General features: G+C 45.8%; 20 protein-coding genes. 16 read left to right on the top strand and 4 right to left on the bottom strand.

Annotated elements, in window-relative coordinates; all coding sequences use genetic code 11:
* The first annotated feature begins 48 nt into the window (after positions 1-48).
* The 8 genes from I8U18_RS07115 to I8U18_RS07080 all read left to right on the top strand — a co-directional run bounded on the left by I8U18_RS07115 (position 49) and on the right by I8U18_RS07080 (position 7,506).
* Positions 49-1,092: a permease gene (locus I8U18_RS07115; protein ID WP_198064625.1), complete on the top strand. Its 1,044-nt coding sequence runs from the start codon at positions 49-51 to the stop codon at positions 1,090-1,092.
* 19 nt (positions 1,093-1,111) lie between these two features.
* Positions 1,112-1,930, top strand: coding sequence for a TIGR03943 family putative permease subunit (locus I8U18_RS07110; protein ID WP_033101057.1), 819 nt, complete (start codon positions 1,112-1,114; stop codon positions 1,928-1,930).
* Between the two features lie 437 nt (positions 1,931-2,367).
* Complete coding sequence (locus tag I8U18_RS07105; RefSeq protein WP_052154201.1) at positions 2,368-2,811, top strand: MarR family winged helix-turn-helix transcriptional regulator; 444 nt, start codon at positions 2,368-2,370, stop codon at positions 2,809-2,811.
* Between the two features lie 15 nt (positions 2,812-2,826).
* Positions 2,827-3,525, top strand: a complete 699-nt coding sequence (locus I8U18_RS07100; RefSeq protein ID WP_198055439.1) for an HlyD family secretion protein — start codon at positions 2,827-2,829, stop codon at positions 3,523-3,525.
* A 36-nt stretch (positions 3,526-3,561) separates the two neighbouring features.
* Positions 3,562-4,197 carry a biotin/lipoyl-containing protein gene (locus I8U18_RS07095; RefSeq protein WP_198055438.1) on the top strand — a complete coding sequence of 212 codons (636 nt, stop codon included), beginning with the start codon at positions 3,562-3,564 and terminating at the stop codon, positions 4,195-4,197.
* 100 nt (positions 4,198-4,297) lie between these two features.
* Positions 4,298-5,851: a DHA2 family efflux MFS transporter permease subunit gene (locus I8U18_RS07090; protein ID WP_198059028.1), complete on the top strand. Its 1,554-nt coding sequence runs from the start codon at positions 4,298-4,300 to the stop codon at positions 5,849-5,851.
* Between the two features lie 436 nt (positions 5,852-6,287).
* Complete coding sequence (locus tag I8U18_RS07085; RefSeq protein ID WP_198064624.1) at positions 6,288-6,869, top strand: TlpA family protein disulfide reductase; 582 nt, start codon at positions 6,288-6,290, stop codon at positions 6,867-6,869.
* A 31-nt stretch (positions 6,870-6,900) separates the two neighbouring features.
* Entirely contained in the window at positions 6,901-7,506 is a 606-nt protein-coding gene (locus I8U18_RS07080) for an LOG family protein (RefSeq protein ID WP_033101063.1), read from the top strand.
* A gap of 104 nt (positions 7,507-7,610) precedes the next feature.
* Here I8U18_RS07080 and I8U18_RS07075 read toward each other — a convergent pair whose 3' ends face one another.
* Both I8U18_RS07075 and I8U18_RS07070 read right to left on the bottom strand, forming a co-directional pair.
* Entirely contained in the window at positions 7,611-7,982 is a 372-nt protein-coding gene (locus tag I8U18_RS07075) for a nuclear transport factor 2 family protein (RefSeq protein ID WP_033101064.1), read from the bottom strand.
* A 63-nt stretch (positions 7,983-8,045) separates the two neighbouring features.
* Entirely contained in the window at positions 8,046-8,627 is a 582-nt protein-coding gene (locus I8U18_RS07070; protein ID WP_198055435.1) for a TetR/AcrR family transcriptional regulator, read from the bottom strand.
* Between the two features lie 852 nt (positions 8,628-9,479).
* Here I8U18_RS07070 and I8U18_RS07065 point away from each other — a divergent pair.
* The 7 genes from I8U18_RS07065 (at position 9,480) to I8U18_RS07035 (ending at position 11,507) form a co-directional block, all read left to right on the top strand.
* The gene (locus I8U18_RS07065; protein ID WP_033101066.1) at positions 9,480-9,686 is read left to right on the top strand and encodes a spore germination protein; all 207 of its coding nucleotides are present in this window, start codon (positions 9,480-9,482) and stop codon (positions 9,684-9,686) included.
* A 23-nt stretch (positions 9,687-9,709) separates the two neighbouring features.
* Complete coding sequence (locus tag I8U18_RS07060; RefSeq protein ID WP_033101067.1) at positions 9,710-9,925, top strand: hypothetical protein; 216 nt, start codon at positions 9,710-9,712, stop codon at positions 9,923-9,925.
* A 19-nt stretch (positions 9,926-9,944) separates the two neighbouring features.
* Entirely contained in the window at positions 9,945-10,151 is a 207-nt protein-coding gene (locus tag I8U18_RS07055) for a hypothetical protein (RefSeq protein WP_198055434.1), read from the top strand.
* Between the two features lie 20 nt (positions 10,152-10,171).
* Positions 10,172-10,396 (top strand): spore germination protein, encoded by a 225-nt coding sequence (locus tag I8U18_RS07050; RefSeq protein WP_198055433.1) that lies wholly within the window; start codon positions 10,172-10,174, stop codon positions 10,394-10,396.
* A gap of 63 nt (positions 10,397-10,459) precedes the next feature.
* A complete protein-coding gene (locus I8U18_RS07045) occupies positions 10,460-10,678 on the top strand; it encodes a hypothetical protein (protein WP_033101069.1) in 219 nt (72 codons plus the stop codon).
* A gap of 157 nt (positions 10,679-10,835) precedes the next feature.
* Positions 10,836-11,054, top strand: a complete 219-nt coding sequence (locus I8U18_RS07040; RefSeq protein ID WP_152568548.1) for a hypothetical protein — start codon at positions 10,836-10,838, stop codon at positions 11,052-11,054.
* A 204-nt stretch (positions 11,055-11,258) separates the two neighbouring features.
* Positions 11,259-11,507 carry a hypothetical protein gene (locus tag I8U18_RS07035; protein WP_198064623.1) on the top strand — a complete coding sequence of 83 codons (249 nt, stop codon included), beginning with the start codon at positions 11,259-11,261 and terminating at the stop codon, positions 11,505-11,507.
* Positions 11,508-11,791: 284 nt separating this feature from the next.
* Here I8U18_RS07035 and I8U18_RS07030 read toward each other — a convergent pair whose 3' ends face one another.
* Together I8U18_RS07030 and I8U18_RS07025 are read right to left on the bottom strand one after the other, a co-directional pair.
* Entirely contained in the window at positions 11,792-12,730 is a 939-nt protein-coding gene (locus tag I8U18_RS07030) for a magnesium transporter CorA family protein (RefSeq protein WP_198055431.1), read from the bottom strand.
* Between the two features lie 330 nt (positions 12,731-13,060).
* Entirely contained in the window at positions 13,061-14,383 is a 1,323-nt protein-coding gene (locus I8U18_RS07025) for a helix-turn-helix domain-containing protein (RefSeq protein ID WP_033101072.1), read from the bottom strand.
* Positions 14,384-14,662: 279 nt separating this feature from the next.
* Between I8U18_RS07025 and I8U18_RS07020 the strand changes: the two genes are divergently transcribed.
* Positions 14,663-14,962 carry a hypothetical protein gene (locus tag I8U18_RS07020; RefSeq protein ID WP_033101073.1) on the top strand — a complete coding sequence of 100 codons (300 nt, stop codon included), beginning with the start codon at positions 14,663-14,665 and terminating at the stop codon, positions 14,960-14,962.
* Positions 14,963-15,233 lie beyond the last annotated feature (271 nt).

Here is a 15,233-nt window from a genome sequence, read left to right as displayed (position 1 = left end):
TGACAAATCAACATGCCGGATCGCGTTCAGACTGGAGGAACAATCAGAATGTGGCTGAAAAATTACTACATTGAGATTACGGGAGTTCTAGTTTTTATCGCCCTGTTTTACTTTTTAACTTCCGGTCAGATCATGGAACTCGGAAGTTTGATGGCGAAATTTGCAATTACGGATAACGTTCAGTTGCAAAACCTGTCCACCATTTTTCTCAGCATTTTTATTGAAGGTTTGCCATTTATTTTGATGGGGGTATTTGTCTCCGTCTTGATCCATGAGTTTGTGGATGAAGAGGTCATCTGGAAGTGGATCCCCAAAAACCCGCTCTTATCAATCCCTCTGGCGGCGTGTCTTGGAATCTTTCTTCCGATCTGCGAATGCGGAATTGTGCCATTCGCCCGTCGTTTGATCCAAAAAGGGCTTCCGGCTCATACCGCATTTACGTTTTTACTGGCAGCTCCGATTGTGAACCCTGTTACCGCCGTTTCTACCTATATTGCTTTCCGAAACAACTGGGATATGGTTTTCCTGCGTCTCGGATTGGGGGCGGGGATTGCCGTGGCGATGGGGATTATGTTTTTGCTTTTTTTCAGTAAGACCGATGTTTTAAAAGGAAATCTGCAAAAAGCAGACTGCCATCATTCCTGCCATCACGATCATGCTCATCCACATGATCACTGCCATGACCATCGGGGTTTGGAAGCGCGATTGTGTCATGCGTTCTATCATGCGATCTTTGAATTTATTGACATGGGAAAGTATTTTGTGGCCGGCGCTTTCATCGCAGCCTGCTTTCAAACGTTTATTGGATTGTCAGTGATGAAATCGGTTGCTGCACATGAGGGGATCGCTGTGATCGTGATGATGGGAATCGCATTCGGACTGTCCATTTGTTCATCATCGGATGCGTTTGTGGCCGCTTCTTTTCGGGGAATTTTAGGAAACGCTCCCCTGTTCAGTTTCCTCGTATACGGGCCGATGATGGATTTGAAAAATTTACTGATGATGATCGGGAGCTTTCGCTCTTCTGTCGTTTGGTTTTTTTGGGGCGGAACCACGCTCCTGACCATTCTGTCAATCTTGCTGTTTGTCTAAATGAAAGGAGACCGGATGAATGACCGCAATCCTTCGCACTGCCATTCTCATCGGGAATGCGATCATGCTTTTATACCTTCTCGTCACGAAAAACATCGACCTGTTTATTAACCCGCGGTTGAAGTGGTTGGTGGCGATCAGTATCTTTTTATTGCTTGTCCTGGGTTTGATTCAATTATGGAATCTGAAAGAGAAAGATATACATAGAACAGGATTTTGGGGATATGGATTCGTCATTTTTCCCCTTTTTATGTTTTTCCTGTTTCCGCCGAAGGTTTTGGATGGGAGCATTGCCAATCATAAAATGTTTACCTACTTATCTTCGCAACCGGATCAGAAAGTGTTAACCAAAAGCCAGTCTGATCAGAATAACGATGGGAAAAATAGCACCGACAAAGGCCAAAGCGAGACTCTCTCCGACGGCCAGGAGAGCTGGGAGGCGCAATACAAAAAGGAAGCGGCTGAATTGGTAAAAATGCCGGTAATTACTTTCAACGATCAAAATTATTTTGAACGGCTGAACGTGATTTTGCTGTATCCCGAGAAATTCAAAGGAAAGAAAATCCGGACCATGGGTTTTGTCTACCGGGACGAATCGTTTAAATCCAACCAGTTTGTTCCCGGACGGATGGCGGTTAGCTGTTGCGTGGCCGACGCGGCGGTTGTGGGAATCTTGGCTGAAGACAATCATGCCGATTCTCTGAAAAAGGACCGTTGGGTTGAAGTGGAGGGAACGCTGAAGACGGAAAAGATTGAGGGGGAAATAACGCCCGTGATTAAAGTAGAGTCTGTGAAGTTTGTATCTCCTCCCAAAAATCCCTATATTTATCCCTCTTAGACATTGACGGCTTTCGCTGCTTTTCGCAACTTCAATGAACGGAATGGTTGGAGATTTTTACGTTGCAGGTCGTTTCATTTTAACAGCCCTGCATCTTCAGTTTTCAAAGGGCTGCTGCTATCCTGAAAAAACGGTCAGTCTGCGAAAGGGGAAAAACATTCCCGCACGCCTGAGCAAACGAATTTTCAATCGGAAAGAGGATACAAGAGATTATCAGCGGAAAGACCATGGGACTTTGGAACGAGTTTTTCATTTCAGAGTCCTTTTTTGTATGCTAAAAAATAAACCGAATGAAATTTTATTATGAAAGCTTTAAAAAATATTTCACAAACCTAATTGTTTTTGGTGTTGACATTTAACCTCATTAAATTTTATTATATTAATCGTTCGTATGAGGAATATTTTCGATCCCTAAATGTTAACGGGAGTGACCATCTTTGGTAAGCGACGAACAGATTCAAGAACTCATCAATGCCATGCACAGTTGTTTTCAGGCTTATCGCAAGATCTTGCAAGAAGAGTTAAAAACTTGCCATTTGACGATACCTCAGGCTCGGGTGATCCAGGTTTTGCGGGAGGACGGCCGGCAATCGTTCGGCGAGTTGAGCAAGAAATTGGAAACATCGACCAGTTCGATCACCGGGATTGTCGATCGTTTGGAAAAAAGCGGATGGGTCAAGCGCGAGCGGGATGAACATGACCGGCGTATCGTCTGGATCAGCCTGACGGAAAAGGATCAGGAAATGTTTCAACAGTTTTCGTCGAACCAGATTCGCCAGTTGCGTCGATATGTCGACCGCTTAAAACCAAAAGAGGTTGCCAGTTTAACGGATACATTGTTAAAGCTGGCGACCATAATTGAAAGCGAGCCAAATTTATAAGAAGGAGTAAGCCGCATGAAGCGTATTGCAATCAGTATCATCGTGATCGTCTTTCTGGTGGCGGCGGTCGGAGCCGGGGCTTATTATTGGTATCAAAATTCCTTATATGTCAGCACTGATAATGCGCAAGTCCAGGCAGACCTCACCACCGTATATGCCAAACAGACAGGAAGGATTACAGACTGGAAGCTGTCATCTGGAGATAAGGTCTCAGCGGATCAATTGCTGGGAGACGAACAGATGGCCATCGATCCAACGAGCTCGGCCGATGCTGTCAAGCTCTCCGGTCTGGATCAGGCAAAGATGGCAGAGCAACCGGCAGTTGATAAGATTACGTCTCCGATCAACGGGGTGATTTTGCAAACCGATGTCGTGCCGGGAGAAGTGGTGGCACAAGGACAGCCGCTCGCCATGATTGCCGATTTGTCCAATGCTTACATTACCGCTTATATCGATGAACAGGAGATTAACGATGTGAGCAAAGGCAAAGACGTCGACATTTCACTGGATTCTTATCCTGGTGATTCTTTCCACGGAAAAGTGGTGGAAATCGGCAATTCTGCCGGAAATGTCCTTCAGGCGTCATCTGCATTGACGGCGAAAACGACGGATTCGCCGGAAGTGCAACGTGTTCCGGTCAAAATTTCGATTGATGATTTGAATGGGAAATACATCGCTCTTGGAATGAATGCGTCCGTACAAATACACAAATAGGAGAGCAGAAAATTTTCCGGTGAGAGGAGAACTTTCATGAAGACAGGAAAGTTATTGTTGATCAATGCGGTTATTTTTATTATCATTGTCGGACTTGGGATCGGCGGATACTACTACTATTACAACGAAACCAATTTCATTCAAACCGATGATGCGAAAGTGATGGGAGATATTGTACCTGTTGCTGCTGACAGCGCAGGAAAGTTGACCGAATGGAAAGTGAATGAAGGAGATCAAGTGACCAAAGGACAGGCGCTCGGAAAAGTTAACATTGGGTCGAACACGGTCGATATTCAAGCTCCGATTGACGGAACGATTGTGCAAAACAAAGGACTGGTCGGGCAAATGGTCGCTCCGGGTCAAGCGTTGGCTGATGTCGTTGATTTTAGCAAGTTGTATATCCTTGCCAATGTCGAAGAAACGGAGATCAAAGATATCAGTGTCGGTCAAGAAGTGGATATTACTGTTGATGCAAATTCTGATACCCGGATCAAAGGGAAGGTCGAGCAGATCGGTCAGGCGACCAACTCTGTTTTCTCTTTGATTCCGCAAAACAATGCCAGTGGCGATTATACGAAAGTGGTACAGCGGATTCCTGTGAAAATTTCGATGGACAATTATCCAAACGGGCTTGTTCCCGGGATGAACGCAGAAGTGAAGATTCATAAATGATCGTTGGCAGAAACAGAAAGGAGGGGCACTTGTGACTCAGCGAAATGAAGCGGAGGCCCAGGGAGGGATTGCCCGTCATATTCCCTTGTTGTCCATCTTGATGTTGGGGGTATTTCTGGCGATCTTGAACCAAACCTTGCTCAATGTCGCCATTCCTCACTTGATCAATGAATTTAACGTCAGCGCGACAACAGCGGAATGGCTCCTCACAGGCTACATGCTGATTAACGGGATCTTGATTCCGATGTCTGCTTACCTGATTGAACGGTTTGGGGTAAGGACCTTATTCCTGGGAGCCATGATCTTCTTTACAGTTGGATCGTTCCTGTGCGGAATCGCGCCTACCTTCAGTGTGATGCTGATCGGCCGCCTGATTCAGGCAGTCGGCGGAGGAATCCTGATGCCGCTCGTTATGACGATCATCTTGTCGATCTTTCCGCCGGAAATGCGCGGGAAAGGAATGGGGATCTTTGGTCTCGGGATGATGTTTGCTCCCGCCGTCGGTCCCACTCTGTCGGGATGGGTCATGGAGCATTACAGTTGGCGCGTGTTGTTTAACGGCATCGTGCCGCTCAGTTTGTTTGTCACCATCTTTGCTTCGTTCTTGCTAAAAGATACAAAGCCGCGGTCCAAACCGCCGTTTGATTTGTGGGGAACGATTATCTCCACCGCCGGCTTCGGACTGCTCCTGTATGGGTTGAGCGAAGCGGGAAGCAAAGGCTGGGATGATACGGTGGTCGACGTCTCGATCATCGTCGGGATCGTCTTGATCGCCCTGTTCGTTATTTTGCAGCTCAGCTCTAAACATCCGATGCTGGATTTCCGCGTCTTTAAATACGATGCCTTTTCACTGTCCAGTGTCATCAGCGCGCTGGTAACGATCTGCATGTACGCCGGGATGTTTCTGACTCCGATCTATCTGCAAAACTTGCGCGGTTTTACTCCGCTCGAATCCGGCCTGCTCATGTTGCCGGGGGCGGTGATCATGGGGATTATGTCCCCGATTTCCGGGAGTTTGTTTGACAAGATCGGTCCGCGTCCGCTGGCGATTGTTGGCATGCTGATTACGGCTCTGACCACCTATGGTTTTACCCAGCTGACATTGGATACGGATTATTTCCATATTCTCATCTTGTTCATGATTCGTTCCTTTGGAATGTCGCTTTTGATGATGACGATCATGACAGCGGGATTGAACCAATTGCCCGCGGAAAAAAATGCGCACGGAACGGCGATGTCCAATACCTTGCGCCAAATTTCCGGTTCGATTGGGATCAGTGTGGTTACGACCATTTTCAGTACGCGCACGACATTCCACCTCGGTAAAATGACGGAATCGGCAAACCTGATGGACCCCGGATTTGCACAAACTTTTCAGGAGCATGTGATGAAATTGACGGATGCCCTTGGAATTCCGATGGCGCAAGCAAAACAGACGCTGGCGACGCTCTTGTTCGGGCAAATTAACCAGCAAGCAGCTGTAATGGGAGTCAATGACGCCTTTTTCTGGTCGATGGGTTTTGCCGTGGTCGGATTTGTCTTAAGTATTTTCCTGCGTGACGTGCGCAAGGATCATCTGAAAAAAGCGACGAAGGAAGATGTTGCCCTCGAAACGGAAAAGATGGAACCGAAAAAAGAGGTTGCAGCAGGTTGATTGCTGACAGGAGAAAATCCGGGCCGGGGAGTGAGGGACCGTGTCCGGCTATTGAGTCATCCGGCAAGATGGGTGCCTCGCGGCCTGATCTCCAATGCACTTTGATAGAAGCAAAGAGAAGCACCAAGATCCTGAAACATGGCAAACAAGCGGAGCGCCCCAAGATCCCGGGGCGCTCTTTTCATTTCGCGCTCATGATTATTTGCACTCACAATCGTCTTTGCCGCAAACCGAACATTTGGAACGGATCAGCATAAGGAATCCTCCTTTCCAGGGATGATAGTTTTATTATAATATAAAATTCATGTTTATTATGAATAATTTGATTATTTGTTATGAATCAAGCCCGGGGATTTCAGTTTCCGATTCCGAAAAAAGTGAAGAATTTGGTAGAATGAAAGAACGGAACGGATCAACTTGGCAAAAGGTGAGAGAGATGAAAAGCGTGCGCGTGTTTGCGTGGGTTCTGCTGGTAGCCTTATTGGGCGGAGCTTTTTGGAATTACATAGAAAAAAAAGAGACGGGGGAAGCGAAAAGCCGTCAGACCCCTGTTTATACTGTCAGCGACTACATTCAGGATCATGTCCCGAAAACAGGTACAAAAGCGCCTGATTTTACCCTTCCCAAATGGGGAGGTGGCGAAGCGGGACTCGGCCAGAGCAAGGGGAAACCGGTGGTGATCAACTTCTGGGCGACCTACTGTGATTATTGCCAGGAGGAGATGGCCGCTTTTCAACGAGTGTATGCGCAGATGGGAGATCAAGTAAACTTTTATATGATCGACGCCGCATATACCGAGCATGAAGCTGCCATCGGCCGGTTTGTGAAGAGAAATCACATCACACTTCCGGTTTTGCTGGACCAAAGCGGAGATGTCGGCAATTCCTATTTTGCCAAGGCTTTTCCGCAAACCTTTATTCTGGATCGGGAACACAGGATCTTTTATCATCATTCGGGCCCGATGACGGAAGAACTGCTGCGGGAGCAGTTGCAAAAAGTGTTGAAAAAAGGGAAATGAACAGATGGGAATAAAAACAGGAGGGACAAAGGTGAAAAATATCTGTGTCTTCGCCGGTTCCAATCCCGGCAGGAATCCCGAGTACAGGGATGCAGCAAAATCACTCGGGCTCGTGATGGCCAAATCGGGTTTGAGCTTGGTTTATGGAGGTTCCAGTAAGGGATTGATGGGCATTGTCGCAGATGCCGTTTTGGAAAATGGCGGTATCGCAATCGGAGTGATGCCCGCTTTTTTATCGCGGAAAGAATTGAAGCATCACCATCTGACCCATTTTTACGAGACTGAAGGCATGCATGAGCGCAAAGCGAAAATGGGGGAACTCTCCGATGCTTTTGTCGCTCTTCCCGGCGGGTACGGCACTTTTGAGGAGATTTTTGAGGTGTTGAGCTGGGCACAATTGGGAATTCATCAAAAACCGATCGGACTGTTAAATGCGGCCGGATATTTTAATCCGCTTTTACAGTTGGTGGAGAAAGGGATTGATGACGGTTTTATCAGGCCGGAATATCTCGATTTGTTTGTCTGTGAGAGCGATGCAGAAGCGTTGGTAAAAAAACTGTTTTCTTACCGCCCGCCGAAGCCGGTGCTTAAATGGGAAGAGCTAGCTCCCCAAAAAGGTGCATCAAAGCGATCATGACCTGCCGGCACACCCTGGCATAAAAGCCCGGGCAAGCTGGCCCCCCCCCTGACCGGCCATCGGAGATGGAGGGGAGCAAAAGAATCGACTTGTCATGACGGGGTTTACGGTTCATCACTCATAGGGCTTGTCGGTGTTCCTTGATGAAAGATCATTTGCCATCTTCCCTCTTTCAGTTTCCAGACAGAGCTGCGCAGTGTATCCATTTTTCGCGTTTCATCTTTCACGCGGTAAGTCGTTAAAGCTACATCCGGAGCCAAAAGATGCACTTCAAAATGGGACAAACTCATTTTCCTTACACTCAGCCCTTCGCTTCCAATCTCCTCTTTGGACCAGACTGTGCCTGAGCTTCCAAACTCAAAAAATTCATCAGCGAGCAATTTGGAAAGTTCCTCCCGGGATCTGCGGACCTCGGGCAGTAATAATTTTTCCTCAAGCTGACGCAAATGTTCTTTTAAAGAAGTTCCGCTTTCCATGGACATTCTCCCTGAGAAGTTTTGATTTTTTTCTGAACAGTATAGCGGTTTTTGCTGCCGGCGTCAAAGGTCTCCGCTGGCGGCCAATCCGCTCCACGCTGTTTTCCAAATATTATGTATTCTGTCGCAGAGTTGGTTGTGATCGTCATTCAAAAACATATGAAGGAAAATTCCATCCAGCAGACAGAGATAGGTTTGCATCCGGATATCCGGGTCATGTCCTCCGCAGGGATCTTCTGCAAAAATGGTGTGAACGGTTTTGGAAAGAAGGTTGTTCATTTCCGAATATTTGGCGCTCAGTCGCTCTTTCAGGTGCTCGGGTGGAAACAGGAGAGTCCGGCGAATAAATGTGATCTTCTGTTCATTGTGCATCTGAAAGTGGACAAAGCTTTTAAGAAGGGAAAACAATTTTTCTTTCATGTTGTGACCATGCAAATGCCCGCCAGCCCGGAGCAGTTCATGTTGAAGTTCCTCCATCGCTTCATCGAAGACGGTCAGCAACAAATCATCTTTGCCTGAGAAAAAAGCATAAACGGACGGGGGCTTGATTCCGACCTCTTTGGCGATTGCCGCGAGGGATGTCCCTTCGTATCCGCTTTTGGCAAAATGCTTCAAGGCTGCGGCTTTTAATTTCTCTCTTGTCATGGTTCCTCCCGCAGAACGAACGAGAATTGGAAAATAAAAATTTTCATTTATCCGGCTGTTGGGAAAATTGAGCGGCAAGGGATGGTGGTTTTTTCGTCCACCCGGCCCCGCCGGACTTGTCAATAATCAGTTTTTATTTATGATACAATATTTATTTTTATAAATAAAGAAGGCAGAAAAACCTCTTCTGAAAAAAAGCATTCAGAAGTGGTTTGGGGCTGTCGGCCAACTTCATTTGGCAGGGGATGGGTGCTTTTTCAGCGGGCCGCCTTTGCGCCGAAGGAACCGGGGACAGAGAGAAGCCCCCTGCCCCAATGGATTCCTACCACCACCAGGTTCTCCAAATGAACGGGCCGAAAAAGGGAAACCCGAAGAAGGGAAAGAAAAACGGGAATAAACTGGTGTGGGCAGCCGGTTGGAAGTAGCCATCATCATAAGCGGGAGTGTGCGGGGGCAAGGCAGGGAAAGAAGAATATGAATAATAATACATAACAAGCACCTCATTTCGTTTTTAATACCGTATTCAATAGGCGAATGAAGGTGAATTGATTTTTCGTGAAAAGAATCGATTCTCATTGGTGACACATGATTTTCGTCGTGAATATACTGGGCATAAGCCGATCATCAGAGAGAACAACGGAGACCGACCCCTGGGTGAACAGCAGGCGGCCATGCAGTGTGACTGGCAGTCAGAAAGGGGTCATTATTTTTTATGGGAGCAAGTGTAATCCCGCAATTTCAGGGCTTCGGAAAAAGAGCAACCCCTGTAATTTTTACGGGATTGAGTCACTCATGCCCGGATTACACATACATTAAAGTAGGCTTGTGGCAAATGATTAAGGAGGAAGTATTTTGAACATCAAGGTTGGCGTATTAAAAATAAACTCGGTCTCCATGACATCGTCAGTGACGATCGGTACGCACATATCCGTTTTGCCACTCAGCTTTCAAAAAGCAAATACAGGGGTTTCGACGGCGGGAGATGGTGCAGTGATTAAAGCGGCAAACCCGGTCATTGATCCGGATACGAATGACCACCCTGTACTGATCCACCGATAAATGAATGATTGGGAGGTAAAGTAATGGCGATTTACGTTGGAAGTGCGGAGATCATCTCTGTTACGTCAACAGCCAATATCAATGTGGCTCCTTGCACGGTGTCTCTCTTTTCCGAGAGTTCCGCGAAAAGTAACGGAGCCAGTTCGACAGTTGGTGATGCGCTGCGGATTACCCACATCGGAGCGATCATAGACCCGGATGTGCTGGATTCAGTGATGGGAGAAGTAAAGCCTTACTAAAAAATGGGGAGGGTCAGGGATGCCCTTTTTGATCAAATTGAACAATATTTCCAGTTCGGGACAGCTTAATATGTCTCCGGTCAATCTCTTGCTGAACCAGGAAAGTTTTCAGAAGAACAATATCTCCAGTAACAACCTGGGTGATCTGGTATTGTCCCTGATGTACGGGCCGATTTATGATCAGGATTTTATGGATACTCCCATTTCCCAGATCAAGATCGTCTAGTTTGGGAAAGGAAGATCACGATGATCCAGCCGATTATTGTTGGACCGTTTAAAGTAAATAACGTATCGGCAACCGCCAAGGTGAATTTGTCTTATGGCTTGAATTTTCTGGCCTATCATCACAGCTTCAATAAGAGCAATTCGGTCAATAGCCACACGGGGGATGCACCGATTCAAGTGGTTAATGCACCAATCTGTGATCAGGATCTGATTGACACGCCGATAGCGGAAGTCAAGCTTATTTAGGCCTGCGGGTCAGAGCGGGAAATGCTTCGTTTCAACTGAAAATAAAACAAAGGATGATGGATGATGCTGTTTTTACCGAGAATGAAATTTAACAACACCTCTTCGAGCGGAGAGCTGAATCTGAATAACCTGCTGAATCTGCTGATCCAGAATGACAGCTTGCAAACAAACAACACAGCTAGTTTCAACAATGGCGATTTTGCCGTGAATCTGTTTTGGACGCCCACGTTCGACACTGATGTATTTGATACGCCGATCACCCAATCAAAAGTTACTCTTTAAAACCATGCAGGAGTTTCAGGAGAAATGTATGTAGGCGGCTTTGCCGAAGATGATGTTGGTAACCGTCCATTGTGTCAACCGGATCGGAATCTGTCCCGCCCCCGGCCTGCACGTATATTTAATGGGGAGCAAAAGGAAATCAAAGGGTGGATGCACAATGTTGTTTTTACCGTTGATGAAATTTAACAGCACCTCTTCGAGCGGAGAACTGAATCTGAATAACCTGCTGAATCTGTTGGTCCAGAATGACAGCTTGCAAACAAACAACACAGCTAGTTTCAACAATGGCGACTTTGCCGTCAATCTGTTTTGCACGCCTACATTCGACACTGATGTATTTGATACGCCGATGACGCAACGCAAACTTACTTTTTAAGATTCATCAAGGAGTATTGTCTGAAATGTCATTTGTTAACAGCATCATCGAGGATGAATTTTTTCTACTTGCTTGCACTCCATTGAGGGAAAAAGAGACAACGTTGGAATCCGGGTGGCCATATAACCGGAGTTTACCCCCGGAGTGGAAGCATGTAGTTACATATCGCTTGATCATAAAAAGATTGACGATAGGAGGATGGCGATGCCGAATCAAAATATATTTTTCCAATTTGACATCGGCAGAATTTGGACTGCTCCGCGAAATGTTCGCGAAAACCGATTGGATGTCTTGGCAATGATGAAACAGGAACTTGTCGCCGACTCCGTCCATGAAAGGAACAGTTACTTTGACGTGGATGATCTCGACTATTTTTGCTTTCGCAACAGAGGGAAGATAAAAAAGCCCAGGGCCTGGGCGATCAATACAGATCCCAATATGGATAGGGAGTGAAAGGAGGCGGATTACCCGGCGGAATGGGACGAGGCGGCCGGATCGGACGCGAAGGACGCCGGGGGAAAATGGGATTGGGACGGGGAGGACGACCCCGATGTGGATTGGAATGGGGAACACGGAAATGTGGGAGTTCCTTCAGGCGGCAGTAAGGTACATACGGATAAATCTGATATTGATAGGAGTAATGAGCCGGGTCAAAAGGAATCATGCTTTGACCTCCTTGAATTTCTCCTCCTAGTTTATGTTCACGAAAAAGGCGGTATGATCCCGTTTTTTGTCAGTTAGAAGTATTTCTTTTTCCAGAAGATCATCGCCGTAATACATGACAACAATAAAGATAACAGCAAAATGATCAAAAAAGCATGGCGATAATGTTCAAAGGGCAAAGGGACATTCATTCCGAATAAACTGGCCACCATCGTCGGGAAGGTGAGCACGATGGTAAACGAGGTGAGAACCTTCATCACATGGTTCACGTTGTTGGAGATGACCGAGGCAAACGCATCCATCATTCCGCTTAAAATATGGCTGTAGATCTCCGTCATCTCCATCGCCTGTTTGTTTTCGATGATGACATCTTCCAACAGATGCTGATCTTCTTCATACATCTTCAGGTACTGGTTTTTTAACAGTTTTTCGGTGACGAGATTGTTTGTTTTGAGCGAGGTGGTAAAGTAGACCAGGCTCTTTTCCAGGCTTAACATGGAGAACAGCTCTTGATTCTGCATCGATTCCTGCAATTTGTTCTCAAGTTTGCTCGTTTTGCGGTTTATCTGTTTCAAATAGGTTAAATAATAGGTTGAAATCCGGTAAAGAAGTTGCAGTATGAACCGTGTCTTCATATAAGTATAGAAATTTTTGATCTTGTTGGTGATAAATTGCTGGACAATGGGTGTTTCTTTCAGACAGACAGTGATGAACAGGTCCGGGGTTACAATCATTCCGAGGGGGATCGTAATATATTGTTCATCCCTGCTTCCTTCATTTTCAAGGATGGGAATATCCACTATGATCAGGAGATTGTCTCCTTCCTTGTCGATGCGTGACCGCTCCTCCTCGTCCAGGGGATCACGGATAAAATCGGCGGGAATTCCCAGCGACTGCACCACTTTTTGAATTTCTTCCTCATCGGGAGCGGTGAGGTGAACCCATGCACCTTTGGCAAATTCGTTTATTTCCTGTAATACGCCATCTTCTCCGGAAATATAAATGTTTAACATTGCTTTTCACCTCTTTTTGGGCAAATGAGAAACCTTGCCTGTATATAATATAGGCAGGAATGGAGAAGAAATTACGAAGGTTTTCTGGTTGTCGAACAAAATCGAAACATGTCCCAAAAAATCGCCTGAGGAGATTGACATTTCTGTCATTTAGTTATAAACTTTCTACAAAAGTTGTGGATAAGATTGAAAAGTAAGGGCAAATTCCAACCGGTTTTGGCGGTTTTTGTCGAAAAAATAAAAAATGCAGCGCAAAACGCTGCATCCCGTTCACGGTTTCATTTGAATCAACGAGTCAGCAGGCTGGCGGTTCGTCGTCAAAGAGGTGTTTCAACTTTTTTCGCCTCCTTTCTCAAACATCATTTGCACGTAATACTGGAAGAAGCGGTTTTTGTACTTTTCATAAGTAGCCGGGTCTTCTCTCTCGCAACATTTTGCCAATTTGACCAGGATATCGGGCAGATGGATTTTCAAACCATGCTTTTCCGCAAAGGAAAGCGCTTGTTGGAAACAGGAGCGGGCATCCAGATCCTTGCCCTGTTTCATATAGCAATCGCCCAAAGCGACCAGTGCGTTGCAATACTTAAGGGCGTCATTGGTTTTTTGCCCGATTTGCACCGCTTTCAGCAATGCGCTTTGCGCAGAGGAGATTTTTTTTGACTTTAAGTACAGCATGCCGAGTTGTGTATAGGTAGAGACCAGCATGTTCTTTTTTCTGATTTTTTTCTCCAATTTCAGCGCGGTGCGAAAACAAATCTCGGCTTTAAAGAAATCACCGCGGTTTTTATAGCTCTCACCCAACGCCGTCCACAGCTCAAACGAACGATCCACATTCTGGTCGATTCGCGCGAGTTGAATGCCGCGGGTGGCCGCTTGCGCAGCTTTTTCGTACAGTTCCTGCTTGGCCAGCAGCACGGAGTGAACTTCGTACATCGACAAGCGGATTTCCATGCTGTCGATTTCGCCGATATGATCCCATAAAAATTCCAATGTGCGAAAAGCATCCTCGTTGCGGCTCATCTTTTCCAGATAAATCGTTTTGCTGATCATCAAATGGTAGATAATATAGTCGCGTTCACCATTTTTATTATACGATTCCAGTCCTTTTTCAATATAATTGAGCGCCTGTTCCAGATTGTTCTGATAATAACAGCACCGTCCCAATTCGTTGTACGTTGAGGCTTTCAGATTGCTGTCTTCCAGTTCGGGAAACTGGTTCAAGAGACTGAGCGTTTTCATGTATTGGGCTTGCGCTTTTTTCCACTGCGTTTTGCGGTCATAACATTTTCCTTTCAGAAAATAGACAAAGGTTTGAAGCGGTGAATCTTTTGCGATTTCGATATTTCTCAGCTGCTCCAAACCTTCCTCGGGGCCGACGAGATCGATATCATGTTCAATCGCAAATAAGAGAAACCGCAGGCGCTCTTCTTTGTCGCATTCATCTTCATAAGTTTCCAGGAGTTGCTGCAAATCGATGTCCAGCTTTTCGCAAATGCGCATGTAGATGTCATCGTTGACGACTTCCCCTTTTTCCGCTTTGCGGATGGAGTGCAATTTGACCACATCATCGACCAGATCGCTCTGCCTTAACCCCAGTTCCTTTCTTCTCTTGCGAATCACTTTGCCCGCATTCTCATGATCCAGCGGTAACAAAAGGTTCACCTCCCAATTTAAAAAATTTTTTTGGTTGATTGAGAGGGAAATCATACCGTTTTTGTACATATGTGCAAAAAATGGATGAACATATTCGTTGTTTTGTTCAGATATTTATCTATTTTGGCACATATGTTCAAAATACCTTCTTTTCAGCGTGATTTTTTATTAATTTGCAAATGAGTATTTAGATTTATAAACTGTAATCAAGAGGTTTTAGCCAACAATTTCTTGCCTATTTCATAAAAGCTCACGCGACTTTTGGGAGGGGACAAGCAAATGTTAAAGGTACTGGTGGAAGGACAAATGGAACAGGTGCAACCGTTTTTGTCAGATTTGAAGCAACGTTCGCAAATCGAATTGCTCAAAAACGAAATCAAAGAGAACCAAATGGAGGTTAACGAAGGCATCCGGGTTGTCTGCTATGTTGATCATAAACCGGAGCGAAGGGTAAAAACGATCAAACTGCACCTGGCGGACGGAACACAGATTCAGCTTCCTTTGATGGATTTAATCGAGGTCGAGATGGAAAAAGGGGTTCGCATTTTGGCCGGCCGTTCTTATGATATATTTGCTTGAGATAAAGAAGAAAAATATTCTTTAATACAACGTTTTTAATTAAAATTAAAATAACTGGGAAGTTGGAGGCAAACGGAGAGCAACATTCTACCACAAAAACCAACAGGATTGCATGCCCTTGCCAAATATGAGCGTTTCAAGAGAAGGCCTTGTTCGGGTCTTCTTTTATTTTTCCCTGAAAGTCCATGTTGATCAGGTCGTGGTTCCACGCAATTCGCGCAATCTTGCTTCGTTTTATCATCGGAATGGGCCGACAGGAAAGAATCTTTAC

The organism is Thermoactinomyces sp. CICC 10522 (assembly GCF_016055075.1).
Lineage (GTDB): Bacteria > Bacillota > Bacilli > Thermoactinomycetales > Thermoactinomycetaceae > Thermoactinomyces_A > Thermoactinomyces_A daqus.
The sequence above is the reverse complement of the archived record's forward strand: the minus strand, read 5'-3'. Positions and strand labels throughout refer to the sequence as shown.